Consider the following 25,503-nt stretch of genomic DNA (forward strand, 5'->3'; position numbering starts at 1 on the left):
GTGCCGGACTCACTGCGGGTCGGGCCCCGGGGCGGGGGCTGACGCCGACAGGGCTGTCAGGGTCAGGACGGCGAGGTCGTCGCGCAGCCGCTCACCCCACCACCGGTAGGCGTCGTCCAACAGGGCGGTGGCGATGTTCTCGGCAGGGCGTGCCGTACCTGCCGGCGGCAGTGAGGCGGTGATGACAGCGAGGTCTTCCGGGTCGCGTTGGTCTGTGGCGCCGGCTCCTTCGGTGAAGCCGTCGGTGTAGAGCACCAGGCTGTCGCCGGGTCGCAGTTCCACTTCGGTGACCGGGTGGCGTGGCGTGTCCAGTACACCCAGCAGGCTGCCCCGTGTCTCCAGTGGCCGGGTGTCGCCGTCTGCTCGGCGCAGGAGCGGTGCGGGGTGGCCTGCGTTGGCGATCCGCAGGCGGGCCGGGGCGAGGGTGGTGTCGACGACCACGTAGACGAGGGTGCAGAAGGGGGTGTTCTGGCGGCGCAGCGCGCTGTTGACCAGGGTGAGGACGTGGGCGGGATCGCTGGTGTGCTGGGCAGCGGTCCACAGGGTGTGGCGGACCAGGCCGGTGATGGCGGCCGCGTCGGGCCCTTTTCCGCAGACGTCCCCGAGAACCAGGACGTGGTGGCCGTCGGGGGAGGTGAAGGCGTCGTAGAAGTCGCCGCCGATGTGCAGGCCCTGGCTGAAGGGGGCGTAACGGGCGGCGAGATCGAAGCCGGGCAGGTCGGGCAGGTGCGGTGGCAGCAAGGGGCGTTCGAGGGCCCGGGTCGCCTCTCTGAGACGGTTGAGCAGGCGGTCCTGCTGCGTGCCGACGGCCACCTGGTCGGCGATGTTCTCCAAGGTGCTCAGGACCGAGCCCGGTACCGCCAGAGACGTGGTCAGCGCGAGTACGCCGAGCAGCTCTCCGCCGGAGACGAGAGGGAAACCGGCGAATGAGCCGCTGCCGTCCGGACCGTGCGGGAAGCGTGGGCCGGTTCGAGAGGGTACGTCCAGGTACGGACGGCGTGCCGTGACGACATGTTCCACCAGGGTGCGCTGAGTCGTCCGGCACGAGGAGGCGTCCGGGGACGCGTCGTCCTGGGCGCAGACGGCGTGTACCAGTTCGCCGCGGGTGCTCAGGGTCCAGATGCAGACGCGGTCGGCGCTCAAGCGGTCGGTGGCGGCGCGCACGCACCTGCGCAGCCGTTCGTGCAAGGGCCCCGGCGCCGTCATGGCGGCGGCGACCTCCGCGGTGAGCAGAGCGTGGCTGGTGCGCTCGGCGAGTTTGCACTGGGCGTGCAGGCGGTCGGTGACGTCCTCGGTGAGGACGAGGGTGCGGCTGCGGCCCTCGGTGTCCAGGACTTCCCGGGCAGCCATGCGCAGGGCCTGAGAGGTGCCGTCGCCACGGACCCGTTCGAAGAACGTGTCGGGCTCGGCGTTCCGGTGCTGCCCGGGGGCGGTCAGGTGGTGGTGCAGCGCGCTGCGCTGGTCTTCGGGGAACAGGTCGCTCACGGGCCGGTGCAGACTCTCGGGTTCGGTCAGCTCCAGGATGTCGGCGGCCCGGCGGTTCCAGGCGATCACCGCGTCACCGTCCAGCATGAGCACACCGATCGGCGCCTGGGTCAGGAACTGTCCCAGCAGCCGCTCCCCCAGCTGCCGGTCGATCGACGCGCCGGTGCGCAGCCGCTGTTGGGCCGTGGCCTGCGTCGCGGCGTGCGCACGGCGGCGGGTGAGCTGCTGCATCAACTCGCCCGCGACACGGGGCATCCGCAGCGCCGCCTCGCCGCCCTCCACACGGCGGACGACACCGTCGGAGAACAGAAGCGGGACCACGGCGAGCCTGTCCCGCGTGACGGGGGTGACCGTCACGATGACCGCCAGGTCCGCGGGGTGCGGCCGCAAGGAGTGGACGAGTCCGACGGGCGCCGTGACCGTTTCCCCCAGGACCACTACCGTGGGCCGGCGCTGACCGGGCGTCCCACCGGTATGGGCCGGCACGTCCGCGGCGGTGCACTGGACGACCTCGGCGGTCGCCGCCAGCTCGGCCGTGATGGCAGTGGCCGTCTGCCGGGGAAGGCCGACCAGCAGCAGCAGGGGCGGAATCGGGTTCACCGCTTCAGCCCTCGAGCAGGGGTTCGTCGAGCAGTGCCCGGCCGGTCCACACCCGCAGCAGATCGGTCATCGGGGACATCACGTGCGCGGCGCGGGCGTCGCGCAGCATGCGGTGGAGAGGTGAGCGTTCGCCGTAGCCGATGCCGCCGAGCAGGGTCAGGGCGTCGTTGACGGTGGCCTCGGCGGCGTCGGCGACCTCGGCCTTGGCCGAGGCGAGACCGAGCAGGGCTTCCGCTCCGCCGATCTCCGCCTCGACGGCGGCATGGTATATCAGCCGCCGGGTGCGTTCCACGCGGGCCCACATCGTGCCCAGGCGGTGCTGGACGACCGGCTGCTCGGCGGCGGACCGGCCGGCGCGTGCTCCCTTGCGCCGCAGCAGACCGGTACGGGCCTCCTCCAGAGCCGCCGCGGCGACACCGAGATAGGTGCCGGCCATGGCCATCAGGAAGTAGGGGGCGACGACGTTGAAGACGTACCAGATCTCATCGCCCTCCTCCCCCAGCAGGCACCAGTCGGCGATCTCGGCTCCTCGCAGCGCCAGCCCGCGCGAGGTGTTGCCGCGCATGCCGAAACCCCGCCAGGGCGGCCCCCACTCCAGTCCCGGCACGGTGGCGTCGACCACTGTGCAGGAGAACTGACCCGGCGGTGTCCCCGGCCCGGCGGCCAGGGTGGAGACGACATAGGAATCCGCGTGACCGGCGTTGGTGACGAAGCTCTTCGCTCCGGTCAACCGCAGCCGGTCACCCCCCACACGCTCCATACGGGTCTGCGGCAGCCAGAACTCGCCGCCCGTGCCCGGCTCCGACAGGGCCAGGGTCGTCAAATGCTCACCGGCGGCGATCGGCTCCACATAGGCCTCCTGCTGTCGGCGGCTGGCCTTCGCGGCGATCACCGCCGAGCCGACGAGGTGCATGCCGAAACAGATCGACGTCGAGGCACAGGCCCGTCCCGTCGCCTCACCGACCTGCGCCACCGCCAGCAGCCCGTGCCCCATCCCCCCGCACTCGGCCGGCACCACCAGCCCACCCAGCCGGGACCGCAGCGCGGCCATACCCTTCTCCGGCCATCTCCGCTCCTCGTCCACGACCGCAGCCTCCGGGGCGAGAACCTGCTCACCGATCTCTCGCGCCATGGACACCGCAGCCCCGAGCTCCACTCGTATCACCGCTGCACTCCGTTGCTTCCCCAGGCCCGGCCGACAGCATCGGCGGGGACGACGGTCCTCGCGGCGCACTACTGCCAGACGCCCGTGGTTTCCCACCCTATGGGGTACTCGGTCGTCACCCGCAGGGCCACCGCGCCTGCGGTGCCCAGCCATCCGCGTCCGCACCGGTCGCTCCCGGATCCGCGGCCCTTCCCCGTCCGGGGCTACCGCTTCCCGCCGGTCTCGTAGTGCAGGGAGAGGGAGCGCAGGACGTCGGCGGAGGAGACGTCGGTACGGCCCTCGTCGTGGATCTCGGCGAGCTGGACGAAGGCGTGGGTGAGCGCGGAGGTGATCTGCACGATGGCGGGGCCGAGCTTCTCGGTGACGATGTCCGCCACCTCGCGCACGCTCGCGTCGGCAGGCAGCTGGATGTGCGGCAGCATCTCCTCCAGCAGCGTGGCGACGGCCCCGTTCCGGGTCACGTCGGCGTTCGGGTCCTCACGCAGTCGCCGCCGCATCTCCAGGGCTTCGGTGAGGATGCCGACGCTCCGCTGCATGATCTCGCGCTGCTCCATGCCCCACAGACTAGACGTCTTCGGCGACCGGGCGGGGAACGTTCCGCGGCCTCCGGGGCCCCGGCGCCCTGGTGCTCCTCGGCGCCTTCTCGGCCGTGCTGATCAGCTCGTCCGCCGGGGCGGGCCTCCTCCTCGCCACCGGTGATCCGGCGGCGGAGAACGTCCGGGAGGTGTGGCCTGCCTGGTGGGTGGGCGACGCGATGGGCGTCCTGCTCGTCACCCCGCTGCTGCTCGTGATCCGGCGCGTGCCTGCCCCCGTGCGCTGGTCGAGGTGGCCGGAGGCACTGGGGCTGACGGTGATCTCGGGCTGCCTGGTACCACTGGCGACGCACAACCCGGCCAGTCCGCTGTTCGTCGTCTATCCCCTGCTGGTCCGGGCCGCCCTGCGGTTCCAGCTCGGCGGCGGCATGACGTGCGCCCTCTTCGCCTCCGTCGTGGCCACCGCGGCGGCGGCCGACGGCGTCGGGCCGTTCGAAGGGCTGTCCGAGGTGCAGCTCATGATCGATCTCCAGGCCTTCGACGGCGCGCTGGCGCTGACCGCCCTGCTGCTGTCCGCGGTGATCGCCGAGCAGCGCAACACCCGGCGTTCCGTGGAGCGCGCCTGCCAGGAACTGGTCGAGGTGCTGGAGTGTCCGACCGCGGGAGAGCCGCCGGCCCTCCGTCCGCCGCGGGAGGAGGACGGACGGCGGCACGGCGCGGACAGGTGACCGGCATCCGGTGCAGACGCGCACCACCGAGCACGAGCACGGCGCGCTGAGCGGCCCGGAGTACGCCGACTCCACCAGGGCGCCGGACCGTTGGGCGCGCACCGGCGGCAGGCCGGCACCGCGGGCCCGTGCCCGCGCCCCGGCCCTCCCGGGAGGAACGTCCCGGGAGGGCCGGGGCGCCGCCGGCGGGGGAGGCTCCGGCTGCTCGGCATGCATATGCATGGGCGGGGCACAAGGAGTGCTCGGAAGGTGGGGAGGAAGTCGATGGCCTTGACGAGGGAGCCGGTGGACCGGCCGGACCCCGGACGGTCCCGCCCGGGCGAGAGAGACGGGGCCACCGGCGGCGACGGTGATACCGCCGGTGCGCACCGGGAATCACCGGAGACACCGCATGAGCGGGTGAACCGCAGATGGAACGAGATCATGCAGGAGACGCGGGTCGCCCAGACCGGCGTCCAGATCCTCTTCGGATTCCTGCTGAGCGTGGCCTTCACCAGCCACTTCAGGAGCCTGGGCACCTTCGCCCACGTGGTCTACGTGCTCACCGTGGTGCTCGGGGCGTCGGCCACCGCGTCCCTGATAGCGCCGGTGTCGCTCCATCGCTTCCTGTCCGGTCAGCGCATGAAGGACGACCTGGTGGAGGTCGCGCACCGGTTCATGGTGGGCGGCATGGTGCTGATGGCACTGACGATCGGCTGCACGCTCCTGCTCATCCTGCACGTCGTCGTCCCGGGCCTGCTGTCCGAACTGCTCACCGGTGTGGTCATGCTGTGGTTCGCGCTGGCCTGGTACGCCCTCCCCCTGTGGCTGCGCCGGCGTTCCGCCCGGCGCCCGGAAGGCGAGGACACCGAATGACCACCACCGCGAGCATGTCGGAACTGCGCAAGCAGCGGCTGCGAAGACGCCTGGAGCGGCTGCTCGGCATCGCCGCGACCGAGGGCAACGAAATCGTGCCGCTGCGCAACGGCGACGCGATCTTCCCCGCGATGCTCGAGGCGATCCGCGGGGCCGAGCACACCGTGGACATGATGACGTTCGTGTACTGGAAGGGAGACATAGCGCAGGAGTTCGCGCAGGCGCTGGCCGAGCGGGCCCGGGCCGGGGTGCGGGTGCGTCTGCTGCTCGACGGGTTCGGCGCGATGGAGATAGAGCGGAACCTGCTCGACGCCATGGACGCGGCCGGCGTCCAGGTCGCCTGGTTCCGCAAACCGCTGCAGCTGTCGCCCCTCAAGCAGAACCACCGCTGTCACCGCAAGGCCCTGGTCGTCGACGAGCACACCGCGTTCACCGGCGGGGTGGGCATCGCCGAGGAGTGGTGCGGCGACGCACGCAACCCGGGTGAGTGGCGGGACACGCACGTACGGGTGCGGGGCCCGGCCGTCGACGGCATCGCCGCCGCGTTCGCGCAGAACTGGGCGGAGTGCCACGACACCCTCTACGACGAGCGCGACCGGTTCACCGAGCACGAGCAGCCCGGGCGGGCCACCGTGCAGGTGGTGCGCGGGTCGGCCAGTTTCGGCTGGCAGGACATGCAGACGCTCATGCGCATCGTGCTGACCTCCGTGGAGGAGCGCCTCCGCCTGTCCACGGCCTACTTCGCCCCCGACACGTACTTCGTCGGGCTGCTCGCCGAGACCGCCCGCCGCGGGGTGAAGGTGGAGATCCTGCTGCCCGGGCCGTACACCGACCAGCGGGCCTGCCGGATCGCCGGGCAGCAGCACTACCAGACCCTGCTCGACGCGGGCGTCGAGATACGCGAGTACCAGCCGACCATGCTCCACACGAAGATCATCACGGTCGACGGCGTCGCCTCGCTGATCGGCTCCACCAACTTCAACCGGCGGTCGATGGAGCACGACGAGGAGGTCATGCTGGCCGTGCTCGACGAGGAGTTCACGGCCGCGCTCGACCGCGACTTCGACGAGGACCGTCGCGCCGGTGAGCCCGTCGACCCCCAGCGCTGGCGGCGCCGCCCGGTGACCTGGCGGCTGCGCGAGGCGGCGGTCACGCCGTTGCGCCGGTTCCTGTAGCGGTCCGCCGCCTGCCGTGCCCGCCCCGGACGCCCCCCGGCACCGGGGCGCGGTCCCGTTCACCGGCGCAGGGCCGGGGCGTCGCCCATGACGATCACCGGGTGCAGCTCGGGGTCGAGGATGCGCAGCAGTTCCCTCATGTGGCGTTCGGCGAGGCTCACACACCCCTGGGTGGGCCCCTCGTGGTCGACGTGCAGCCAGATGCCGCCGCCCCTGCCGGCACCGAGCGGACGGGTCGGATCCAGCGGGGACGTGCCCGGCACGCGGTTGTAGTCGATGGCGATGACGTAGTCGAAGGACCCGGCCAGCGGCTCCCCCGCGAAGCCCGTGCCGCCGACGGCGAACCCCGCCGACCGGTCGTACGGCAGCGCGGTGCCGGGATCGGGCAGCAGTCCGCCGGCGTCGCCGAGGGAGAACACGCCGACGGGTGAGCGCAGGTCCCCCGCACGGTGATCGTCGGTCCAGCCCCTGAGGGCGTTGCGCGCGGGCCACACCGGACCCGCCTCCCAGCCGGTGCCGGTGTGCTGGTGGAGCACGGCCTCGGAGCGGTTGGCGTCCCTGCCCCTGCCGGTGACGACGACCACCTGACGGGCGTTCTCGGGGATCCACGCCAGCGTACGGGGGCCCAGGCCGGGGATGCGGGCCGGCGGGCGGTGCCGCGCCGCGGCACCGGTCCGGCCCTGCCCGGTGTGCGCGGTGCCGGGTGGACCGGCCGCCGTCACGGCGACCGCCGGGAGCTCCCGTCCGGTGGTGCCGGTGACCGCCCCGCACCCGGTCAGGACGGCCAGCACGACGAGGACGGCGGCGGGCACCGCCGCCCGGCCGCGCGCCGGGACGGGGACACCGGTCCCCCGGCCGGCCCGGGACGGAGCGCGGTGACACGGACGGTGCGGGCAGTGGGTCGATGAGGCCATGCCCTCAGCCTGACTTCGACCACTGCGCAACGCGTCGGCTGCCCGCGCGATTCCGGGCGGGTCCCTCCGCCCGCGCTCCCCCGGCACGGCTGCCCCGGGCCCGGAGGACCGCGTCCGGCCACCCGTTCGGGTGACAGACCCGCACTCCGGGTGGAGTACGGGCCCGCCGGACGGAGTAGCGCGCGGGTCCGGGCGTCACCGGTCGAACACGAACGGCGAGCCGGGTGCGGTCGCCACGTCCCCTTCGGCCGAACCGGTGATGGTGACGTCCGTCGGGGTGGCGCTGCCGCGGGCGCCGCCCATGGCCGGGATGCCGGACCCGTGGGTGGGCCTGCCGGTGGTGGCGCCGCTGATCCGGGCGTCCGGCACGGCTGCCCGCCCGTCTCGGACCGGATGCCGTCGTGGGCCGAGCCGTGGGCGCCGGCGTCGCGGATCACCGCTCCCGGGGCGTCCGGTCCCCGGGCGGACGGGGTGATCGCACCGGCCTCCTGGTCCTCGTCCCGGTGGGCGCCGCCGGTGCGGTACAGGCCGCTTCGGCGATGAGGGGCTGTCCGGGGAGGGGCAGGGGTCGTGGTCGGTCGCGGGCGTGAGGCCCGGGTGGTTCACGGTGTCGTGGACCGGGTTGCTCCGGACGGTGCCGCCGTGGCCGCCGTGGGCCGCGATGCCGACGGCACGCCAGGGCGGGTGCACGGTGCGGTGACGGAGGCGGTTGTCGTGGCCGATGCCGGCGGACGGGTCCTTGGCGCACGTGCTCGCCCACACCGCGAGCGCGCCGGCACCGGTGTCGCGGAAGGCCGGGTCCCCCACTGTGGAGTTGCGTGTTCCGTCGGCGAGGCCGATGCCGTCCGGGCAGGTGTCGCGGATAGGCGTCCCGCGGGACCGCGGTCCGTCGGCCGGGCCCGCGGCTCGGTGATGTCGCTGTGGCCGCGGCCCGTCCGGACGCCGACGTCGGCGTGCCCGATCCCCACACCGCTGATGTTTCGTGTTCGAGCCGAACCGGCCGTTGGGGCCGGTCCCGTCCTCTCCCGCACCGCAGGAGGGACGTCAACCGGGAGCCGTCAGCAGAAACGGTCAACCGCACGCGGCCGTACCATGACTGGCCACCAGGGGAACCATGACGAAGAAAGAGGCACCGCCATGTCCGAGAACTCGGCCGCCGTCACCGACCTCACGTCGCAGTACGCCGCCCAGGTCGCGAACGACCTCGAGCGCAACGTCCGGGAGCAGGAGCGCGTCACCGCGGAAATCGCCTCCCTGCAGGAGCAGTTGACCGCGCTTCAGCGCGACCGCACCCTCCTGGTGAACATGCGGCAGGCGCTGGGCCTCACGGCACCCGCCGAGCGGGTGAGCACGTCCGAGCCCGCCGGTACCGCCGGGGACACGGACACTGCCGAGCCCACCGCCGCGTCCGGGGCCGGCTCGGCGCCGGACGGCGCGAGCGTCCCGGCACCGCGCAAGGCCGGCAGGAGGACCGGCGCCAAGCCGGCGGCGGCGGACAAGCCGAAGCGGGCGAGGAAGGCGGGCACGCGCACCGCGTCGGGCAAGCCGGCGGGCGCCTCGTCCGCGCCGAAGGCGGAGCGGCCCACGTCGCAGGCGGCCACGGCGGACGGGCCCAGGCTGGTCGACCTCGTCCGCCGGCACCTGGGCGAGCAGCGCGAGCCGCGCTCGGCGGCGGAGATCACCGCCGCCCTCGAGCAGGCGCACCCCGGGCGCACCGTCAGGACCACGGTGGTGCGCGGCACCCTGGAGGGCCTGGTCGCCCGCAACCAGGCCCAGCGCACCAAGCAGGGCACCTCGGTGTTCTACACGGCGCCCGACGGCACCGAGCGGACGACGGGTGAGGAGACGGCGGCGGCCTGACGCCGCCGCACCCGCTCACCGCTCCGTGTGACGCACCGTCACCGGGCCGAAGGGGATCCGGGTGCGGGCCGTACCGCCGGCCCGGGCGACCGGAGCGACGTGCACGGAGGTGCCGACGCGCGGCAGGACCGGTGCGCGTGGAGCAGGCCTGGCATCCGTGGTGCGGGGCGTCCTCGGCCGCCGCCTCGCCCCCGTGCGGGCGCACATGGTCGCTGCCGTGGTTGTGCAGCCGTACGATGCCGTCGGCCCGCGTCGCCTGAGGGACAGCAGGCCGTCGGCGGCCGGCGCGCCCCGGTCGAGGAAGTGGCGCAGGCCGCCGCCTCCCCGTCGCCTGACAGATGGGCGTCGGGCGCCGGGCAGAGGTGCAGGGCCCAGTCGTTGCAGTGGTCGAAGGCGCGGTCGTCCCCGTCGGCGTACCAGCCCCCCCCGGTACCAGCCGTCCAGCAGTTCCAGCGCCCGCTGCCGGGCCGCCGCCTGACGGAGCGTCGGTCACACTGGTGCCGCCGGGGTTCAGCGCGGGGCGGTCACCTCGACGGCGAGGTCGTTGTCGACCGTGAAGTAGGGGCGTATCGCGGACCCGTCCACGGTGACCCGCGGATACACGAACACCCCCTTGCGGTCGGCCACGTCGTCGAGGAGCCGGCCGATCCTGATCAGCGGCGCGCCGCCGCCGGGGCGCACGAAGACGTCCCAGAAGCGGGTGCCGGCGGCCCCGGCCGCCAGTTCCGCGAGGGCGACGGTGGCGCGGAAGGCGCCGTCGGAGGCGGGCCGTGCGGGGAAGGTGCGCTCGGCGCCCTCGCCTCCCCTCGGCCGCACGGCCAGCTCGGCCCCCTCGGAGAGTCCGGCGCCGTGCAGGCGGGCGCGGACCGTCATCGTCCGGCCGTCGACGTCGAGGGGGCCCGCCTCCGCGTGGGCGGTGCGCAGCCAGGTCCGTATCGCGAGGAAGCCGTCCTTGGTGGCGTAGGGCACCCTGACGGCGACCGGTGACGTCCGCTCACGCGTGCCGCCGTCGACGAGCTCGCGCAGGTCGCGCAGTCCGGGACGCAGCCGCTCGCGTCCGGTGTCCGTGCCGCGCAGCAGGTACGCGTCCCAGCGGCCCTCCGCGAGCGGCGGCCGGGGTTCCAGCACGGCGTGGAACTCGCCGTCGTCGCCGCGGGCTTCGAGGCCGAGGGTGTGGGTCGTCTCCTCGGGCGTGCCCTTCTTGGGGCGCAGCACCAGCAGCAGCCGCAGGGGTGCGTCCGCCGGCGGTCGCAGACGGAAGGTGATCGTTCCGTCCGCGGCGACGGAACAGTGGGTGCGGACCGTGCTCATCGGCGTCCCCTCCGTACGGTGCGCAGCACGTTCGACGCGGTGGCGCGGGCCAGGTCACGGGCGGCGTGGCCCTGGGTGCGCAGGATGTGGTGCGGCCCGCCGGGTCCGGCCGCGGGGCGCCGTCCGCCGGCTCCGGCCTCGATCGCGTCCCGGAGGAGGCGTTCGGCCTGCCCGACGACCGGGCCGGGGGCGAACCGGCGCGCGTGGTCGAGGGCGGCCCTGCCCATGCGGCGGCGCCGCTCGTCGTCGCGCACCAGGTCCAGGAGGGCCGCGCCGAAGGCACCCTCGTCCCCGACGGGCACCAGTCGGCCGTCCTCGCCGTCCCTGATGATCTCTCCTGGCCCGTAGGGGCAGTCGGTGCTCACGACGGGCAGCCCGCAGCGCATCGCCTCGACGATGGTCATGCCGAACGGCTCGAAGTCGGACGCGGCGGCCCCGATCGAGCCCTTGACCCACTCGGCTTCAATGGGGGTCGCCGCGCCCATGAGGAAGACGTTGTTCCACAGGCCGAGCGTCTCGATCCGCGCGCGCAGCCGGTCCTGTTCCTCGCCCTTGCCGTAGATGCGCAGCTGCCAGTCGGGGAACTCGGCGGCGACCCGCGCGAACGCCTCGATGATCAGGTCGTACCGCTTGACCGGGACCAGCCGGCCGGCCGCGATCACGACCTTGGCGGTGCCGTCGGAGGCGGGCAGCACGGGGTCGGGGACACTGTTCGGCAGTGCCGCCACCCGCACGCCGGGCAGCCGCATCGTGCGCCGGTAGCGGTCGGCGTCCGCCTCGGTGACGGTGGTGAGCACGTCGAGCCGGCGGTAGGCGCGGCGCAGCGCGGTGCGCAGCGCGGGCGGATGGTTGTCGAGGGTGAGGTGCTCCTGTCCGACGCGTACGACCCGCCGCGGGGCCTGGAGGGCGAGGTGCACGTTGAGCCCGGGGCGGGTGCCGATGACGGCGTCGGCGTCGGTGTCCGCCAGGCACTCGGCGATCCGCCGGTCGGTCAGTTCGCTGTACTGGTGGTGGCGGTACTCGGCGGAGGGGAACACCTTGGCGGGTCTGCCGTGCAGGGGGTGGTCCCGCTCCCGCCGCAGATCCACCAGTGCCCGCAGTCGCACTGCGGGGTGCGGGGTGAGGTGGGGGTGCTCCCGGTGCCGTAACACCGAGACGACCTCCACGTCGTGCCGCTCGGCCAGTGCCCCCGCCAGGTTGAACGTGGTGGTGATCGTGCCTCCGATCCCATAGGCGTTGTGGATCAGGAAAGAGATCTTCATGGCGGACTAGACCGCACCGGGCGGTCAGGAGTTGTCCGTTGTTATCACTTCGTGGCCTCGATGGTCACATGCGATGAACTGCCGGTTGACGGCGCTGGATTCGCATGCCGGGCCGGCGCCGGTGGACGGTGAGGTAGCTCATGCCCTCGGGCCCGGCGGCCAGGCTCCGGGTGGAGCCGTGCGGGAGCCAGGTCAGGGTGCCGGCCGGGAGCGAGTGGGTACCGTCGGCGGCGGTCAGCACGCCCGTGCCCCCGAGGACGAGCAGCAGCACGTCGAGGTCGGGTTCGCGATGGGTGTCGACCCGGTGCCCGGGCGGCAGGCGTACGACATTGGCGTCGAGCTGACGTCCGGGCTCGGCGAGCCGCCACAGGGCCCCGGCGGCCGGGCCGCCGGGGGCGGCCGGCGCGGCCGTGTCGTACAGGATCCGGGGCAGGGGGACGGCGTCGCCGCGGGGGTCGCCGTCTTCTGGCGTCATGAGGTGTCACCGTCCCCTGTGCGTGGACGCGCCGGTGGTCCGCGGTCGTCTGTCGCAGGGGAACCTAACACGCGGCTGCGGGCAGGGCCGCGAGCCAGTCGGTCAGGATGCGGTTGGTCTCCACCGGGCGTTCCTGCTGGAGCCAGTGGCCGCAGCCGTCGAGGATGTGGGAGGCGACCAGGCCGGGGAGCGTGACGGGGAAGGCGTCGATCGCGTCGGCCATCCACGTGGTGGACGCGTCCAGACCACCGCCGATGAACAGGGACGGCTGGGTGACGGGGGCGCCGTCGTGGTCGGCCAGGTCCTCCCAGTCACGGTCCATGTTCCGGTAGCGGGCCAGGGCCCCGCTCAGGCCCGTCCGTTCGAACTCCGCGGCGTACACGTCGAGGTCCGCCTCGCTCAGCCAGCCGGGCAGCCTCCCGTGGGTGGGGAAGCGGTCGCGGAGGGCGCCGCCCGGGGCGACGAAGTGCGGGTCGGGTCCGCCGGCCCCGGACATGGTGTCGGCGGACAGGGCCGCGTAGAGTCCGGCGATCCAGCCGCGTACGTCGGGCTCGATCTCGGCCTCCACGCGGCCGGGCTCCTGGAAGTGGGAGACGTAGAAATCCTCGTCCCCGCCCATCGAGGCGAAGACCGTGCTCGGCCTCGGGCCGCCGCGCGGGGTGTACGGGACGCTGAGCATGGCCACCGCGCGGAAGACGTCCGGCCGGGTCAGGGCGGAGTTCGCGGCGATGGGCGATCCCCAGTCGTGTCCGACGACCACGGCGGTCCGTTCGCCCAGGGCGTGCACCACCGCGACGTTGTCCGCCACCAGGTCCAGCATGCGGTAGGCGTCGGTGGCGGCCGGCTTGGAGGAGCGGCCGTAGCCGCGGACGTCGACGGCCACCGCGCGGTAGCCGGCCGCGGCCAGGGCCGGCAGCTGGTGGCGCCAGGAGTACCAGGACTCGGGAAAGCCGTGGACGAGCAGCACCAGGGGCCCGCTGCCCTGCTCCACCACGTGGAGCCGGCCCGCGGGCGAGGGGATCAGGCGGTGCGTGGGCTCGTTCGCCGGGTGCTGTGACATGTGGCCTCCAGGGTCGTCCGGGATCGCCGGCCCCTCGGTGGCACGGCGCCGCGGATCATTCGTCGAGCATGGACGCGGCGGAGTGGCGAGGACAAAGGCTTTTGCCGGTCCGGCAAGCGCGGACGGTGGGGCAGCGCTCGTGGTCGCGGCGTACGCGGGCCGTGGGGCAGCGCCCGTGGTGGGGGCCGGGTGCACACCGGCCGCGGACGGGACCGTCGGCCCGCTCACCCGCCGGGTACGCGGGAACCGTCCGCCGACCAGCCGAGCGGGGGCGGCTCCGGGTCGCGGACGAGGGGCTCGCCGCCGGCCTCGTTGAACGCGGAGAGCGCCTCGACCAGCGCCGCCCGCTGCCGCGGGGCCAGCCGCTCGACGATCGCCGCGATCTCGGCGCGGCGCCGGGCGGTGACGTCCTCGACCGTGCGCCGGCCCTCATCGGTGAGCCGCAGCAGCGTCTCCCTGCGGTTGGCGGGGTTGGTCCGCCGGTCGGCGAGCCCGGCCGCGATCAGCCGGTCGACCATGCGCATCGCCGTGGACGGGGCGACCCGGAGCAGGCCGGCGAGGACCACCAGCTTGGTGGCGCCGCGGGTGGAGAGCACCACCAGCATCCGGAACTGCGGCAGCGTCACCCGGTCCTCGACCGCGGCGAGGGAGCGCGCGGAGACCGCCACCAGGAGCCGCGAGGCGGTCAGCACCGCACGGGTGACCGCCTCGACGTCGTCCACGGGCCCGGCGGGGCTCCCACACTCCGGCATGTGTCCTTTGTACCTCTCCCGACACGCCGCTCACCTGCTCGGTGGGCGCGGGTCCCCGCCCCGGTGCCGCTGGCGGCGCGGCAGGGGCACCACGGCGTCGTCACCGGGCGGGTCCCCCGGCATGCCGGACCAGATCCTCGCGCGGGACGGCCTCCCGGCCGGCCCGCTCACCGGACCCGCGCGGGTCCGGCCCGTATCGGGTCCGGCGCCCGGACGGGTCCGCGCGAAGCGCGGCGGGAGGGGCGGGGGATGCCGGCGGCCCGGTCGTCCGCTCCTCTGTTTTCGCGCTGTGCGATGATCCTGCCGGGATTGTGCCGGGCGGGCCGGGAGACCGTCGTCCGGCTCCCGCACACGAGAGGAATGGACGGACGTGGGCGCGCGGAGGCCGGACGACGGCGGGACACCGGAGGGGCGGGACGGTACGCCGTTCCTGCCCGAGGACGTCTGGCAGCGCTTCCTCACCGACACCGAGGACGCCATCCGCGCCACCGCCCCCAGGGAGCCCTCCGCGCGCCGGCGCGCGGAGGGGTGGCGGCCACGGCCGCCGCGCCCCGCCGGCGTCGAGCCGGTCGGTGATCTGTGGCATCCGGACGATCCGTGGGAGGGCCCGTCCTGGCGGGACCTGGACGGGCACGCCCGGCTGCGCCGTGCCGGCCGCGTGGTGGGCACGGCCGCCGCGATCGCCCTGGCCCTGGGCGCGTGGTCCCAGCTGTCCACCGGTGCGAGCACACCGGACGCGGGACCCGGCGACAGTGTCCTGCAGCAGTCCGAGGAGGCACCCGCGGAACTGCCCACCGCCACGTCCCTGCCGCCCGGGCTCACCTTTCCGTCCCCCTCCGCCCTTCCCGGTGGCCGGGCCGGTTGACCCGCCCGGCCACCGGGAAGGGCGGAGGGGGACGGGCCCCGGGGAAGCGGCGGGAGGGGCGCGGTTCAGCCGCCCAGTGCCGCGAGGACCACGGCCTTGGCCTCCTCCTGCACCCGGCGGAGGTGGCCGGGACCCTGGAACGACTCGGCGTAGATCTTGTAGACGTCCTCGGTGCCGGAGGGGCGGGCGGCGAACCAGGCGCTGTCCGTGGTCACCTTGATGCCGCCGATCGGCGCGCCGTTGCCCGGTGCCTCGGTGAGCACCGCGGTGACCGCCTCCCCCGCGAGGGTGTCGGCGGTGACCTGTGCGGGGGAGAGTTTCGCGAGGCGCGCCTTCTCCTCGCGGGTCGCGGGCGCGTCGATCCGCTCGTAGGCGGGCTCGCCGAACCGGGCGGTGAGCGCGGCGTAGTGCTCGGAGGGCGTCCTGCCGGTGACCGCCGTGATCTCGGAGGCGAGCAGCGCCAGGATGATGCCGTCCTTGTCGGTGGTCCACACCGAGCCGTCCCGGCGCAGGAAGGAGGCACCGGCCGACTCCTCGCCGCCGAAGCCGAGGGTACCGCCCGCCAGTCCGTCCACGAACCACTTGAACCCGACGGGCACCTCGACCAGTTCGCGCTTCAGGTCGGCGGCGACCCTGTCGATCATCGCGGAGGACACCAGTGTCTTGCCGACCCCGGCCGCGGCCGGCCACTGCTCGCGGTGCGCGTAGAGGTAGCCGATCGCCGTGGCGAGGTAGTGGTTGGGGTTCATCAGCCCGGCGTCCGGGGTGACGATGCCGTGCCGGTCGGCATCGGCGTCGTTGCCGGTGGAGATGTCGAAGCGGTCGCGCTGCCCGATGAGGGACGCCATGGCGTGCGGCGACGAGCAGTCCATGCGGATCCTGCCGTCCCAGTCCAGGGTCATGAACCGCCAGGTGGGGTCGGTGAGCGGATTGACCACCGTCAGGTCCAGGCGGTGCTGTTCGGCGATCCGGCCCCAGTAGGCGACGGACGCGCCGCCCAGCGGGTCGGCGCCGATACGGACGCCGGCCGCGCGGACCGCGTCGAGGTCCAGCACGCCCGGCAGGTCGGCGACGTAGGCGCCGAGGAAGTCGTAGCGGCCGGTGCCGGGCGCGGCGAGGGCGCGGGCCCAGGGGATGCGGCGGACGTCCTTCAGGCCGCCGCGGATGATGTCGTTGGCCCGGTCCTGGATCCAGCCGGTCGCCTCCGAGCCGGCGGGGCCGCCGCTCGGCGGGTTGTACTTGAACCCGCCGTCGGCGGGCGGGTTGTGGGACGGGGTGACGACGACGCCGTCCGCGAGGCCCGTGGCGCGCCCCCGGTTGTGGGCGAGGATGGCGTGCGAGACCGCGGGGGTCGGGGTGTAGCCGTCGGCGCTGTCGATGAGCACCGTGATCCCGTTGGCCGCGAACACCTCGAGGGCGGTGACCCGGGCGGGCTCGGACAGCGCGTGGGTGTCGGCGCCGAGGAAGAGGGGTCCGTCGGTGCCCTGGCCGGCGCGGTACTCGCAGATGGCCTGGCTGGTCGCGGCGATGTGGTCCTCGTTGAACGCGGCGGCCAGGGAGGAGCCGCGGTGTCCGGACGTCCCGAACGCGACGCGCTGCCCCGGGTCCTCGGGATCCGGGTGCAGCGCGTAGTACGCCGTGACCAGCCGAGCGACGTCGACGAGATCCTCGGGACCGGCCGGGCCGCCCGCTCGCTCGTGCTGCATGTGCCCACTCCTTGGCATGGGTCGGTTCTTCGTTTGCGGACACATCTTTCCCCCTCGGGGCCGCACCGCGCGAGCGGGACCCGGCCCCGCCCGGCCGCCCCGGCGTCAGATCCGGCCGCCGGTCATCCGGGTGAGGGGGCCGTGGGTGTGGCGCTCCGCGCGGCGGCCGACCGCGTAGGAGGCGGCGGTCAGCGCGGTCAGGCCGGCGGCGGCGCCGGCGGCGACCAGCCGGCGGTTGGCGATGACCGTCCAGGCGGTCCTGGCGCCGGCGGCGACCTGCCCCGAGGTGGCGACGACCGCGCGACGGCCCGCCTCGACGCCCTTGGCCGCGGTCTGCGCGGCGCCGCTCGCCATCTGGGCGGCGCGCTCGGTGCCCGACGTGGCCGCTGACGCGGCGTCACCCGCCTTGGCCGCGGCGCCGTTCGCCGCCCGACCGGCGGGTGCGGTCACCTTGCCCGTGGCCTCGCGGGTCTTGGTGGCGGTGGTACGGGTGGACGCGTTCTTCTGGTGGGAGTTCTTGTTCTCTTCACTCATGGACACCGACTTGCCGCTGACTCCGACGGCAAACACGTCGCGTCGCGTCGTCCGTGCCGTGCGGGCGCGGCCGGGATCCGTTCCAGCACTCCGCCCGCGAACACGTCGTACAGCGGCAGCGTTTCGAGGTGGACGTAGCCGATGTGGCAGTCACAGGTGGTCAGGGGGCAGGGGCGGGGGCGCAGCGCCTGCCGGTAGGTGCCGTCGTAGAGGTTGCCGAGTTCCGCGCGGACGAAGTGGCAGCGGCGGACCGTTCCCTCGCCGTCGACCGAGATCACGGACTCCCCCGTGCGGCAGGGCAGTCCCGCGCTCGTGTGGGGGCGGCGGCTGTAGGGGAACAACGGGTCCAGCGCGGTCCACAGGTCGGCCTCGGCGTCGTCGTAGGTGTGGCCCTCGGCGGCGTTGACCCACAGGTACACCCGGTCCGGCAGCTCGGCGCGCAGCCGGCGGGCCGCGTCGAGGTGCCCGGGCAGTCCGACGATGCCGACGCTGAACCGGGCGCCGACGCGGTCCAGTTCGCGGCACTTGGCCAGGAAGCGGTCGTAGGGGGTCTGGCCCGGGTGGTACGTGCACCACAGGGCGAGCGTGTCGAGGTCGGCGCCGGTGATCCAGTCGGTGCGGCAGCTGAGGTTGGTCTGGATGGCGACGCGGCGGATGTGCGGCCGGTGGGACAGGTGTGTCAGGGCGCGCCGGTACCAGGAGCGGACCAGGCCCTCGCCCCAGGGGGTGAAGAGGAGGGAGAGCCGGTCGGTGGTCTGCGCGGTGGCCCAGTCGGTGAATCTCTCCAGGCTGGCGCGGTCCGCGCTCAGTTGCTCCCGGCTGTCGCGGCGCTTGGCGAAGGGGCAGTACGGACAGTCGTAGTCGCAGGAGGCCAGCGGGCCCCGGTAGAGCAGGGTCAGGTCCATCGGAGGGGACTCACTTCCGCTCGTAGGCGGCCATGGCGGCCCGTACGGCCGGGGAGAACAGCTCCGGGCCGATGGCGTCGGAGTGGGCCAGGCCCTCGGGGGTCAGCCGCAGGACGCCGGCGCGCGGGCCGTCGTCCGCGAGCCAGCCCCGGCCGGCGAAGCGGGACAGCTCGGCGGCGAAGTCGTCCGTCGGTGCCCGGCCGCCGAAGCGTGCGCGGTACTCGGCGAGTTCGAGGCCGTCCGCCTGGAGCAGCGACTGCAGCAGGTGCCGGCGGCGGGCCTCGTCGGTGTCGATGCGGCGGCCGTACTCGGCGTGGGCGAAGTCGGCGGCCGGGCGGGAGACGTAGTCGTCGACGATGCCGCGGATCTCGTGCATGCCGACGGCGTAGTCGAAGGAGTAGTGCAGCCGGGCGGTGTAGGAACGGGCACCGCAGCCGAGACCGATCATGCCGTCGGTCTGGCAGGCGTAGTCGTCCGCGCCCTGCGGCGGGGCGCCGGCGCGGCGGAACATCCGCATGGACCGCTGCTCGTAGCCGTGCGCCAGGAGGTGGTCGCGGCCCAGGCGGTACAGCCGCAGCCGCTGTTCGTCCCAGGCCGGGTCCGCCTCGCCGGCGCGGCGGCCGAGGCCGGTGAGGGGGCGTATGTAGAGGGGGTAGAGGTACAGCTCCTCGGGGTGCCAGGCGAGGGCCGCGTCCAGGGAGCGCAGCCAGGTCCGGTCCGTCTGGCCGTCGATGCCGTAGATCAGGTCGATGTTGAGGACGGGGATCCGGGCGTCGCGGACGCGGCCGAGGGCCGCCTCGACGTCGGCGCGGCGCTGGGGCCGTACGGCGGCACGGGCCTCGGTGTCGTCGAAGCTCTGCACGCCCAGGCTGAGACGGGTGGTGCCGCGTGCGGCCAGGACCTCGAGCCGGTCGGCGGTGGCGGTGGCGGGCGAGGCCTCCACCGACAGCGGGACCGCGCGCAGGTCGGCGCCCATCCGGTGCTCCGCGATGTCGCACAGCCGTTCCAGTTCGGCGGCGGTGAGGAAGGTGGGGGTGCCGCCGCCGAAGGCCGCGGTGGCGAACCGTACCGGGTCCCGGTCCCCCAGGGCCTGCCGCACGGCGGTCGCCTGCCGGTCCAGGGCGTCCAGATAGGCGCCGGTCAGGCCGTCCGGGGCGCCGATGCGGGTGAACAGGTTGCAGAAGCCGCAGCGGACTTCGCAGAAGGGGATGTGCAGGTAGAGGGAGAGGGCGTCCTTGGGTTCGGCGGCCCAGAGGGCGGCGAGGCGGGGGCGGTCGGGGAGCGCGCGGTAGGCGGTCTTGTGCGGATAGGCGTAGACGTAGCTCTGGTAAGGGCTCGCGGTGCTCGTGCCGGGGGTGCCGGGCTGGGGGCGGGCGGCGGTGGTCATCGGGCGGCCTCGGCGGGGGTGTGGTCCAGGACGAAGTGGGCGTAGGGCACGGTCCACACGGACTCGTGGCCGATGCGGTGGCCGGTGTAGCCGTCGTCGCCGTAGGCGGTGCCGTGGTCGGAGCAGACGACGGCGAAGCAGCGGCGCCGGCTGCTCACGGCGGTGAAGAGCCGGTTGACGTGCCGGTCCACGTATTCCAGGGCGGCGGCGTGGGTGTCGCGGGTGTCGCCGTCCTCGCGGGTCGCGCCGGGCCGGTGGAACCAGTTGGGCTGGTGCAGTGCGGCCACGTTGACGAAGAGGAACAGGCGCTGTTCGTGGGGCAGTTCGCGTACGACCCGCTCCGCGCGGGCCACCTGGGCCTCGAACGAGGTGGGCGAGGCGACGCCGAACTCCGGTTCCCAGTGGGACTCCTGGAAGAGACCGGGCAGCACCGAGCCGAGCGGGCCCCGCTTGTTGAAGAAGCCCACTCCGCCGACGCACACCGTGCGGTACCCCTCGTTCGCGAGCCCGGACACCAGGTCGGGGGTGTCGTGGACGAAGGTGTTCCCGGCCGTGGTCTCACTGCCGGCGAACCGTGCCGCGAACAGGCGCGGGTGCGGGCCCGGCTCGGCGGGCGTGGGCAGGAAGCCGGCAAAGATCGCCTGGTGGGAGGCGTAGGTGAAACTGCCGGGGGCGTGCCGCTTCTCCCAGCGGCCGCCGGGCAGGCGGCGGGCCAGGTTCGGGGTGCGCCCGGCGGCGGCGAGTTCGGCGGCGACGTCGTACCGCAGCGTGTCGAGGGTGACGAGCAGGATGTCGTGGCTGCCGACGATCCGGTTCATGTCCGGGTGGCCCGGCGCGGCGGCCCCGTGCGGGTGGTGCGCCGGGGGCTCGGGGGTCGGTTCAGGCGCTGACATGGGTGGTTCCCGTTCTGTGCTGGCGGTGCCCGTGGTGATCGGGGGGCCGGCGGCCGGTGCCGGCTGCGGTGCCCGGGCGGGTGCGGCGCAGGACCGCCGCGACCTGGGCCGCGTAGGTGTCGAGGCCCTCGGCTCCGCTGCCCGGCAGCCCCGTGAGGCGGGGCAGCAGGTCGCCGAAGGCGTTGACCTCGCCGACCGCGAACCGGCGCCAGCCGACGGCCGGGAGGAGGTCGACGCCCACGCACAGGGTGCGCGGGAAGCAGGCGGCGGCGCGTTCGCACACGGTGAGGACGTCCGCCCAGCGGCCGCCGGCCGCCTCGACGGCGCCGCGTACGGCGTCGAGGTCGCCGCGGCTGCCGCCGAGGTGGAGGTTGGTGAGCGGGGTGCTGCTGGTGCGGACGACCGCGTGGGTGGCTCGGCCGGCCACCACCACGACCCGCAGATCGGCGGCGCGGCCCTGCTGCGAGGCCTTGGGCAGCCAGCGCTCCAGGTGCAGTCCGTCCGGGGCGAGCGCGTCCACGATGGCGGCGATGTCCCGCTCCCGTTCGTAGCGGCGCACCGTGAGGGAGTTGAACAACTGCCCCTCCGGGGTGAGTTCGACGGAGGTGGTGGCTCTGATCCGGTCCTGGCCCGACGCCTCCACGGCGAGCACCCCGGAGGCGGAGGAGCCGTGCGCGAGCTTGACGAACAGCCTCGGCATGCGGTGGTCGCGCATGGCGGCGCGTACGTCGTCCCAGCCGGCCACCGGTGCGGCGGCCGGACCCGAGGTGGGCGACCAGGGCACGGGCACGTCCGCCGCGGCGAGGACGGCGTGGCAGCGCCGCTTGTCGAACAGGACGGCCAGTTCGTCGGCGTCGTCGAGCCGGAGGCCGCCGCGCAGGCCACGCGCCGCCCGGACGAACCGCCGGTACCAGCGGGCCGAGCCCTCCACCCGGGTGGGGTCCCAGGCGTCCCGCAGCAGACGGTCGACCTCGGGGTTCTCCCCGGGTGAGTCGAGCCGGACGGTCTCGTCGGCGGCGAAGTCGGCCCCGCCCGAGCGCAGTACCTCCTCCCAGGCCACCATGCGCGGTGCGGGCAGTCCGGCCGCGCGCACGGCGTCGGCGAAGAGGGCCGTCCTGCGGTTCTCCGGGTTGCCCACGACGGCGAACCGTACGGGCGGGCCGGCCGCCCCCGGATCATTCCCCGACCGCGGCATGGCGCTCCCCGGGCCGGTGGGAGCCGCGCCGGGCGACCGTGGCGGGCCCGGGCGGGCCCGCGCCGTGGCCCGGTCCTCTCCCGGCGTCGCCGAAGGGGTGCACGGGCAGTCCGCGCAAGCGCGCCGGACGGGAGGGGGAGCGGTTCACGCCGTGCTCACTCCCCCACGGAGACGTAGCGGTGGACGGTGCCGTCGTCGTCCTCGTCCCAGTCGGCGTCGTCCCTGTCGAGGTCCACCTCGACGCCCACGGGGCCGAGCGTCTCGCGTATGCGCTGCCGGAGGGCCTCGCTGAGGTAGTTGTGGTGCAGGTCCAGCTTCTTGAGATGGGTCAGCGGCTGACCGCCGAGGAGCGCGGTGGCGCCGTCGTCGCCGAGGGTGCCCATGGACAGGTCGAGCACTTCGAGCCGGGCGACCACGGGGGCGGCGGCCACGGCGGCGGCGATCTCGTCCTGGATCTCGCTGTTGCGCAGGGCCAGGTGCCGCAGCCGGGGCAGCCGGGCGCCGGAGAGGATCGGTTCGAGGTCGGTGACCTCGCTGTCGGCGCCGTACCAGGAGGTGCCGAGCCACAGGTCGAGGTGTTCCAGTGCGGGCAGTTCGCTGGCGGCGACCCCGCGGACGACCTCCACCGGGAGACCTCCGGTCTCCACGACCAGCTTGCGCAGCGCGTCATGGCGCATCGCGGGGAACGCCAGGCCCTGGCCGCCGCGCACGCCGAACTCCTCCAGCGCGGGGAAACCGGCCAGCAGCGGTGTGACGTCGGTCTGGTTGATCCAGGAGATCTCGCACTCCTCGAACACGATGTCCCCGAGGAACACCGCCCGCAGGGCGGGCAGCCGGTCACGTGCGGCCACCAGTGCCTCGATGACGTCGGTGGGGCCGGAATCGTACGCGTCCTCCCAGAGGCCGACGACCAGGGCGCGGACCCGCGTGGTGTCGACCTCGGCGCAGAAGCGGCCGAGGGTCTCCACCCAGTTCCCCTCGCCGTCGTACGTCCCGGCGGCGAGCCGCCAGGCCACGGCCTCGGGTTCGGGCAGCCTCGTCGGCTCCTCGCGCCCGGGGAACGTGAAGACGGGGAGGCCGTACAGCTCCTCGAGGTGGCTACCGATGGTCATCCGGGCTGCTCCTGTCGTGCGAAGGCTGGAAGAGGTGACGCGTGGACACGGCCGTCACGGGAGCACGGGGTGCGGGCCGTCCGGCGATGCGTGCAGCAGTTCTACCAACAGCGACTGACAACGCCCGGCGGCGGGGCTGGTGACGGCCCGTTGTCAGTGGCCGCTCGTACTGTCTGCGGTGGGTTCCGGAGCACCGTGCGCCGGAGCGAGGGGAGAGTCATGTACCGGCAGGGAGATGTGCTGATCGTGCCCGTCGCCGAGGAGGCGGTGCCGTCCCACGTCCCGGACGCGCCCAGGGAGCCGCGCGACGCCAGGGGCCGGCTCGTGCTGGCGCTGGGGGAGGTCACCGGGCACGCGCACGCGGTGCTCGGCCGGGGCGATCTCGTCCGCGAGCCGGGCCCGTACGGGCCGTTCCTGCTACATCTGCCCGAGGGCGGCCGGGTGGTCCACGAGGAGCATGCCGCGATCGCGCTGCCCAAGGGCTGGTTCCGCGTCGTCCGGCAGCGGGAGTACGTGCCCGGCTCGGTGCGGCTGGTGGCCGACTGACGGCCGCGGCGACCGCGGCGACCGCGGAAGACACCACGACCGGGCAGGGAACAAGGAACAGGGAACAGGGGACATCGACGATGACGACCACGCGGGAGAGCGGGGCGACGGCGGTGACCGGGGGCTTCGCGGGCGAGGCGGGCGGGGACCGGGCGGACGGGACGGCGCGCTGGCGCGCGTGGGCGGTGGCCGCCGTGCCGGCCGACCGTGCGGCGGCGGAACAGGGCATCCGGCTGGCGTACCGCGACGCCGGACTGGCCGAGCCGGAGCGCGTGGTCTGGGCCGGGTCGCCGCGCGAGGGCGTGACACTGATACGGCAGGGGACGGGCTTCGGGGCGAGTGTGCGCGAGGCGGTCCGCACGGCGCCGTGGGCTGCCGAACGCCGGCGTCTGCACGAGGAGTTGGGTGCGGCCGGCTGGTCCCGGCGCTGGTCGGAAACCGGCGGTGCCCTGTGGGACGCCACACAGGCGCTGGTCGACCGGATCCGCACCGGAGTGCTCGACGACCTCGCCGCCGACGACCGGGCCGCCCGCACGGAGGTCGGGCTGGTCCTGCTGGACGCGCTGCTCGGGCAGCACGACGCGCCGTGGCTGGCCGCCCTGCACTCCGAGGGGTCCGCGCTCGCCGGTCCGGCCCTGGTGTGCCGCAGCGCCGGCTGGTGGTGGCCGTTCGAGAAGGTGGCGGTGGTGTGCGAACGGCCGGTCGGCCTGCACCGGGACGAGGCCGGACGGCTCGACCACGGCGACGGCCCCGCCCTGGAGTTCCCCGACGGCTTCGCCCTGTGCGCCTGGCGCGGCATGCCGGTGACGCGCGCCTTCCTGGAGGAGCTGCGCACTCTCACACCGGAGCGGATCCGGGAGGAGGGCAACGCCGAGCTGCGGCGGGTGATGCTCGAGTACTACGGGTACGACCGCTACCTGGCCGACTCCGGCGCGCAGCCCGTGCACCGGGACGGCACGGGCACGCTCTGGCGCATCACGCTGCCCGACGACGAACCGGTCGTCATGGTCGAGGTCCTCAACTCCACCCCCGAACCGGACGGCACCCACCGCACGTACTGGCTGCGCGTGCCGCCGGCGACCCGTACGGCCCGGGAAGGGGTGGCCTGGACGTTCGGTCTGGGAGCCGAGGTGTACGAGCCGCTGGAGGAGACGTGAGCCGTCCGGCCGTCCGCAGGGCTGTCTCCGCCCTCAGGGGGTAGGCGGAGTACGGCAAGGACCTGTCGGACGCAGAGGGAAAGGAGCCCCCCATGCCGAGCATGCTGGAGCGCATCAAACGGTTCGCCAGGAGCCCCCAGGGGCGGCGCACCACCGAGCAGGTGCGGCGGGCCGCGGCCGACCCCCGGCGCCGGGCCCAGGCCCAGCGGCTGCTGGGCCGGTTCCGCGGTGGCCACCGCTGATCCACGCCGATCCTGCCTCCGCGCGGCCCGGCACGCATCGCCCGGGCCGCGTGGCCTCGACCGGGAAGGACCATCATGAAGGAGTCATCGGTCCGGACAGTGGGCTGGGCGCGCTCGCTGCCGATGGACCGCGGGGTGAAGGAGGCCCGGGACTGGGCACGCGAACACCTCGACACGCTGGGCTGGGCCGATGCCGCTCCCGAGACGGCGGACGACGTGCTGCTGACCGTCTCGGAGCTGGTGACCAACGCCCACGTACACGCCCGCAGCGCCGCGCAGCTGGTCATGTCCTGGGACAACGACTGTCTGCACATCTCGGTGCACGATGCCTCGGCCACTCTGCCGGCACCACGGGGACCGAGCGCCGAACGTGTCGGCGGTCGCGGCATGTTCCTGGTCGACGCGCTGGCCGACTCGTGGGAGGCCCGCCCCTGCCCGCACGGCAAGACCGTCACCGCCTGTTTCCGGGCGCCCGAGCCGGAGGACACCCGACGCTGAGCGGGCCTCACGCGACGGCCGGCCCGGGCGGGCCCCGGGCCGGGGCACGGCCGGCTTCGTCCTCGCGGCGCCGGTGCCCGTGAGCGAGGTCGGGCCGGCCGGCGCGGGGCCCGTGGCCGCACGCGCCGCTCACGCACCGGTGCCGGCCGGGCGGCCCACGGTGAGGCACCCGGCGTGGTGCGGGGTCCCGGGGGTGCCCAGCCGCGCGGCCCGCCGTGGACAGGGTGGGTTGCCACCCGGGGCACGGATGGGGGACCGTGGCTGTCGGACTCCGCTTCTCTGGCAGAG

26 protein-coding genes and 1 pseudogene are annotated in these 25,503 nt (G+C 74.3%); 9 read left to right on the plus strand and 18 right to left on the minus strand.

Annotated features, from left to right (window positions below; translation table 11 throughout):
- Positions 1-9: 9 nt before the first annotated feature.
- From ACF07S_RS26060 to ACF07S_RS26070, 3 genes are all read right to left on the minus strand, one after another.
- Positions 10-2,085, minus strand: a complete 2,076-nt coding sequence (locus ACF07S_RS26060) for a SpoIIE family protein phosphatase (protein ID WP_391975235.1) — start codon at positions 2,083-2,085, stop codon at positions 10-12.
- 4 nt (positions 2,086-2,089) lie between these two features.
- Positions 2,090-3,217, minus strand: a complete 1,128-nt coding sequence (locus ACF07S_RS26065; RefSeq protein WP_391975286.1) for an acyl-CoA dehydrogenase family protein — start codon at positions 3,215-3,217, stop codon at positions 2,090-2,092.
- A gap of 236 nt (positions 3,218-3,453) precedes the next feature.
- Positions 3,454-3,804 (minus strand): hypothetical protein, encoded by a 351-nt coding sequence (locus ACF07S_RS26070; RefSeq protein WP_391975236.1) that lies wholly within the window; start codon positions 3,802-3,804, stop codon positions 3,454-3,456.
- 71 nt (positions 3,805-3,875) lie between these two features.
- On the opposite strand from ACF07S_RS26070, the gene ACF07S_RS26075 reads away from it, so the two are divergent.
- The 3 genes from ACF07S_RS26075 to ACF07S_RS26085 all read left to right on the plus strand — a co-directional run bounded on the left by ACF07S_RS26075 (position 3,876) and on the right by ACF07S_RS26085 (position 6,541).
- Positions 3,876-4,511, plus strand: a complete 636-nt coding sequence (locus tag ACF07S_RS26075; RefSeq protein ID WP_391975237.1) for an MASE1 domain-containing protein — start codon at positions 3,876-3,878, stop codon at positions 4,509-4,511.
- A 264-nt stretch (positions 4,512-4,775) separates the two neighbouring features.
- Positions 4,776-5,366, plus strand: a complete 591-nt coding sequence (locus ACF07S_RS26080) for a DUF6328 family protein (RefSeq protein WP_391965880.1) — start codon at positions 4,776-4,778, stop codon at positions 5,364-5,366.
- Positions 5,363-6,541 (plus strand): phosphatidylserine/phosphatidylglycerophosphate/cardiolipin synthase family protein, encoded by a 1,179-nt coding sequence (locus tag ACF07S_RS26085; protein WP_391965879.1) that lies wholly within the window; start codon positions 5,363-5,365, stop codon positions 6,539-6,541. Before ACF07S_RS26080 ends, ACF07S_RS26085 begins: the two co-directional genes overlap by 4 nt.
- Positions 6,542-6,600: 59 nt before the next feature.
- On the opposite strand, the gene ACF07S_RS26090 is transcribed toward ACF07S_RS26085, so the two are convergent.
- Positions 6,601-7,455, minus strand: coding sequence for a hypothetical protein (locus tag ACF07S_RS26090; protein ID WP_391975238.1), 855 nt, complete (start codon positions 7,453-7,455; stop codon positions 6,601-6,603).
- A 195-nt stretch (positions 7,456-7,650) separates the two neighbouring features.
- Positions 7,651-7,824 carry a hypothetical protein gene (locus ACF07S_RS26095; RefSeq protein ID WP_391965877.1) on the minus strand — a complete coding sequence of 58 codons (174 nt, stop codon included), beginning with the start codon at positions 7,822-7,824 and terminating at the stop codon, positions 7,651-7,653.
- Between the two features lie 768 nt (positions 7,825-8,592).
- Here ACF07S_RS26095 and ACF07S_RS26100 point away from each other — a divergent pair.
- Positions 8,593-9,315, plus strand: coding sequence for a hypothetical protein (locus ACF07S_RS26100; RefSeq protein WP_391975239.1), 723 nt, complete (start codon positions 8,593-8,595; stop codon positions 9,313-9,315).
- 34 nt (positions 9,316-9,349) lie between these two features.
- Here the strand turns inward: ACF07S_RS26100 and ACF07S_RS26105 are convergent.
- The 6 genes and pseudogenes from ACF07S_RS26105 to ACF07S_RS26130 all read right to left on the minus strand — a co-directional run.
- Positions 9,350-9,789, minus strand: a pseudogene (locus tag ACF07S_RS26105) (DUF2264 domain-containing protein); the annotation flags it as partial.
- A gap of 36 nt (positions 9,790-9,825) precedes the next feature.
- On the minus strand, positions 9,826-10,626 hold the full coding sequence (locus ACF07S_RS26110; protein ID WP_391975240.1) for a transferase: 801 nt from the start codon (positions 10,624-10,626) through the stop codon (positions 9,826-9,828).
- Positions 10,623-11,888, minus strand: coding sequence for a glycosyltransferase family 4 protein (locus ACF07S_RS26115; RefSeq protein WP_391975241.1), 1,266 nt, complete (start codon positions 11,886-11,888; stop codon positions 10,623-10,625). Before ACF07S_RS26115 ends, ACF07S_RS26110 begins: the two co-directional genes overlap by 4 nt.
- 64 nt (positions 11,889-11,952) lie before the next feature.
- A complete protein-coding gene (locus ACF07S_RS26120; RefSeq protein WP_391975242.1) occupies positions 11,953-12,363 on the minus strand; it encodes an AraC family ligand binding domain-containing protein in 411 nt (136 codons plus the stop codon).
- A 64-nt stretch (positions 12,364-12,427) separates the two neighbouring features.
- Positions 12,428-13,423, minus strand: a complete 996-nt coding sequence (locus tag ACF07S_RS26125; protein WP_391965872.1) for an alpha/beta fold hydrolase — start codon at positions 13,421-13,423, stop codon at positions 12,428-12,430.
- A 224-nt stretch (positions 13,424-13,647) separates the two neighbouring features.
- Positions 13,648-14,175: a MarR family winged helix-turn-helix transcriptional regulator gene (locus ACF07S_RS26130; protein WP_391965871.1), complete on the minus strand. Its 528-nt coding sequence runs from the start codon at positions 14,173-14,175 to the stop codon at positions 13,648-13,650.
- Between the two features lie 370 nt (positions 14,176-14,545).
- On the opposite strand from ACF07S_RS26130, the gene ACF07S_RS26135 reads away from it, so the two are divergent.
- Positions 14,546-15,040 carry a hypothetical protein gene (locus ACF07S_RS26135; RefSeq protein WP_391975243.1) on the plus strand — a complete coding sequence of 165 codons (495 nt, stop codon included), beginning with the start codon at positions 14,546-14,548 and terminating at the stop codon, positions 15,038-15,040.
- A 65-nt stretch (positions 15,041-15,105) separates the two neighbouring features.
- Here the strand turns inward: ACF07S_RS26135 and pgm are convergent, their stop codons facing one another.
- From pgm to ACF07S_RS26170, 7 genes are all read right to left on the minus strand, one after another.
- A complete protein-coding gene (gene pgm / locus ACF07S_RS26140; RefSeq protein WP_391975244.1) occupies positions 15,106-16,746 on the minus strand; it encodes a phosphoglucomutase (alpha-D-glucose-1,6-bisphosphate-dependent) in 1,641 nt (546 codons plus the stop codon).
- A 105-nt stretch (positions 16,747-16,851) separates the two neighbouring features.
- Positions 16,852-17,280, minus strand: a complete 429-nt coding sequence (locus ACF07S_RS26145) for a hypothetical protein (protein ID WP_391965868.1) — start codon at positions 17,278-17,280, stop codon at positions 16,852-16,854.
- Positions 17,277-18,185: an STM4011 family radical SAM protein gene (locus tag ACF07S_RS26150; protein ID WP_391965867.1), complete on the minus strand. Its 909-nt coding sequence runs from the start codon at positions 18,183-18,185 to the stop codon at positions 17,277-17,279. The genes ACF07S_RS26145 and ACF07S_RS26150 overlap by 4 nt, the downstream gene beginning before the upstream one ends.
- Positions 18,186-18,195: 10 nt before the next feature.
- A complete protein-coding gene (locus ACF07S_RS26155; RefSeq protein WP_391965866.1) occupies positions 18,196-19,572 on the minus strand; it encodes an STM4012 family radical SAM protein in 1,377 nt (458 codons plus the stop codon).
- The gene (locus ACF07S_RS26160) at positions 19,569-20,390 is read right to left on the minus strand and encodes an STM4013/SEN3800 family hydrolase (RefSeq protein WP_391975287.1); all 822 of its coding nucleotides are present in this window, start codon (positions 20,388-20,390) and stop codon (positions 19,569-19,571) included. The genes ACF07S_RS26155 and ACF07S_RS26160 overlap by 4 nt, the downstream gene beginning before the upstream one ends.
- Positions 20,391-20,451: 61 nt before the next feature.
- Positions 20,452-21,660 (minus strand): STM4014 family protein, encoded by a 1,209-nt coding sequence (locus tag ACF07S_RS26165; RefSeq protein ID WP_391965865.1) that lies wholly within the window; start codon positions 21,658-21,660, stop codon positions 20,452-20,454.
- 155 nt (positions 21,661-21,815) lie between these two features.
- Positions 21,816-22,772, minus strand: a complete 957-nt coding sequence (locus ACF07S_RS26170; protein ID WP_391975245.1) for an STM4015 family protein — start codon at positions 22,770-22,772, stop codon at positions 21,816-21,818.
- Positions 22,773-22,991: 219 nt separating this feature from the next.
- Between ACF07S_RS26170 and ACF07S_RS26175 the strand changes: the two genes are divergently transcribed.
- The 4 genes from ACF07S_RS26175 to ACF07S_RS26190 all read left to right on the plus strand — a co-directional run bounded on the left by ACF07S_RS26175 (position 22,992) and on the right by ACF07S_RS26190 (position 25,215).
- The gene (locus tag ACF07S_RS26175) at positions 22,992-23,318 is read left to right on the plus strand and encodes a hypothetical protein (RefSeq protein WP_391965863.1); all 327 of its coding nucleotides are present in this window, start codon (positions 22,992-22,994) and stop codon (positions 23,316-23,318) included.
- Between the two features lie 80 nt (positions 23,319-23,398).
- Entirely contained in the window at positions 23,399-24,475 is a 1,077-nt protein-coding gene (locus tag ACF07S_RS26180) for a DUF6745 domain-containing protein (protein WP_391965862.1), read from the plus strand.
- A gap of 92 nt (positions 24,476-24,567) precedes the next feature.
- Positions 24,568-24,717, plus strand: coding sequence for a hypothetical protein (locus ACF07S_RS26185; protein ID WP_391965861.1), 150 nt, complete (start codon positions 24,568-24,570; stop codon positions 24,715-24,717).
- A gap of 75 nt (positions 24,718-24,792) precedes the next feature.
- Positions 24,793-25,215, plus strand: a complete 423-nt coding sequence (locus ACF07S_RS26190; protein ID WP_391965860.1) for an ATP-binding protein — start codon at positions 24,793-24,795, stop codon at positions 25,213-25,215.
- The last annotated feature ends 288 nt before the right edge of the window (positions 25,216-25,503 follow it).

The sequence above is a fragment of the Streptomyces sp. NPDC016640 genome, from assembly GCF_043076215.1.
Lineage (GTDB): Bacteria > Actinomycetota > Actinomycetes > Streptomycetales > Streptomycetaceae > Streptomyces.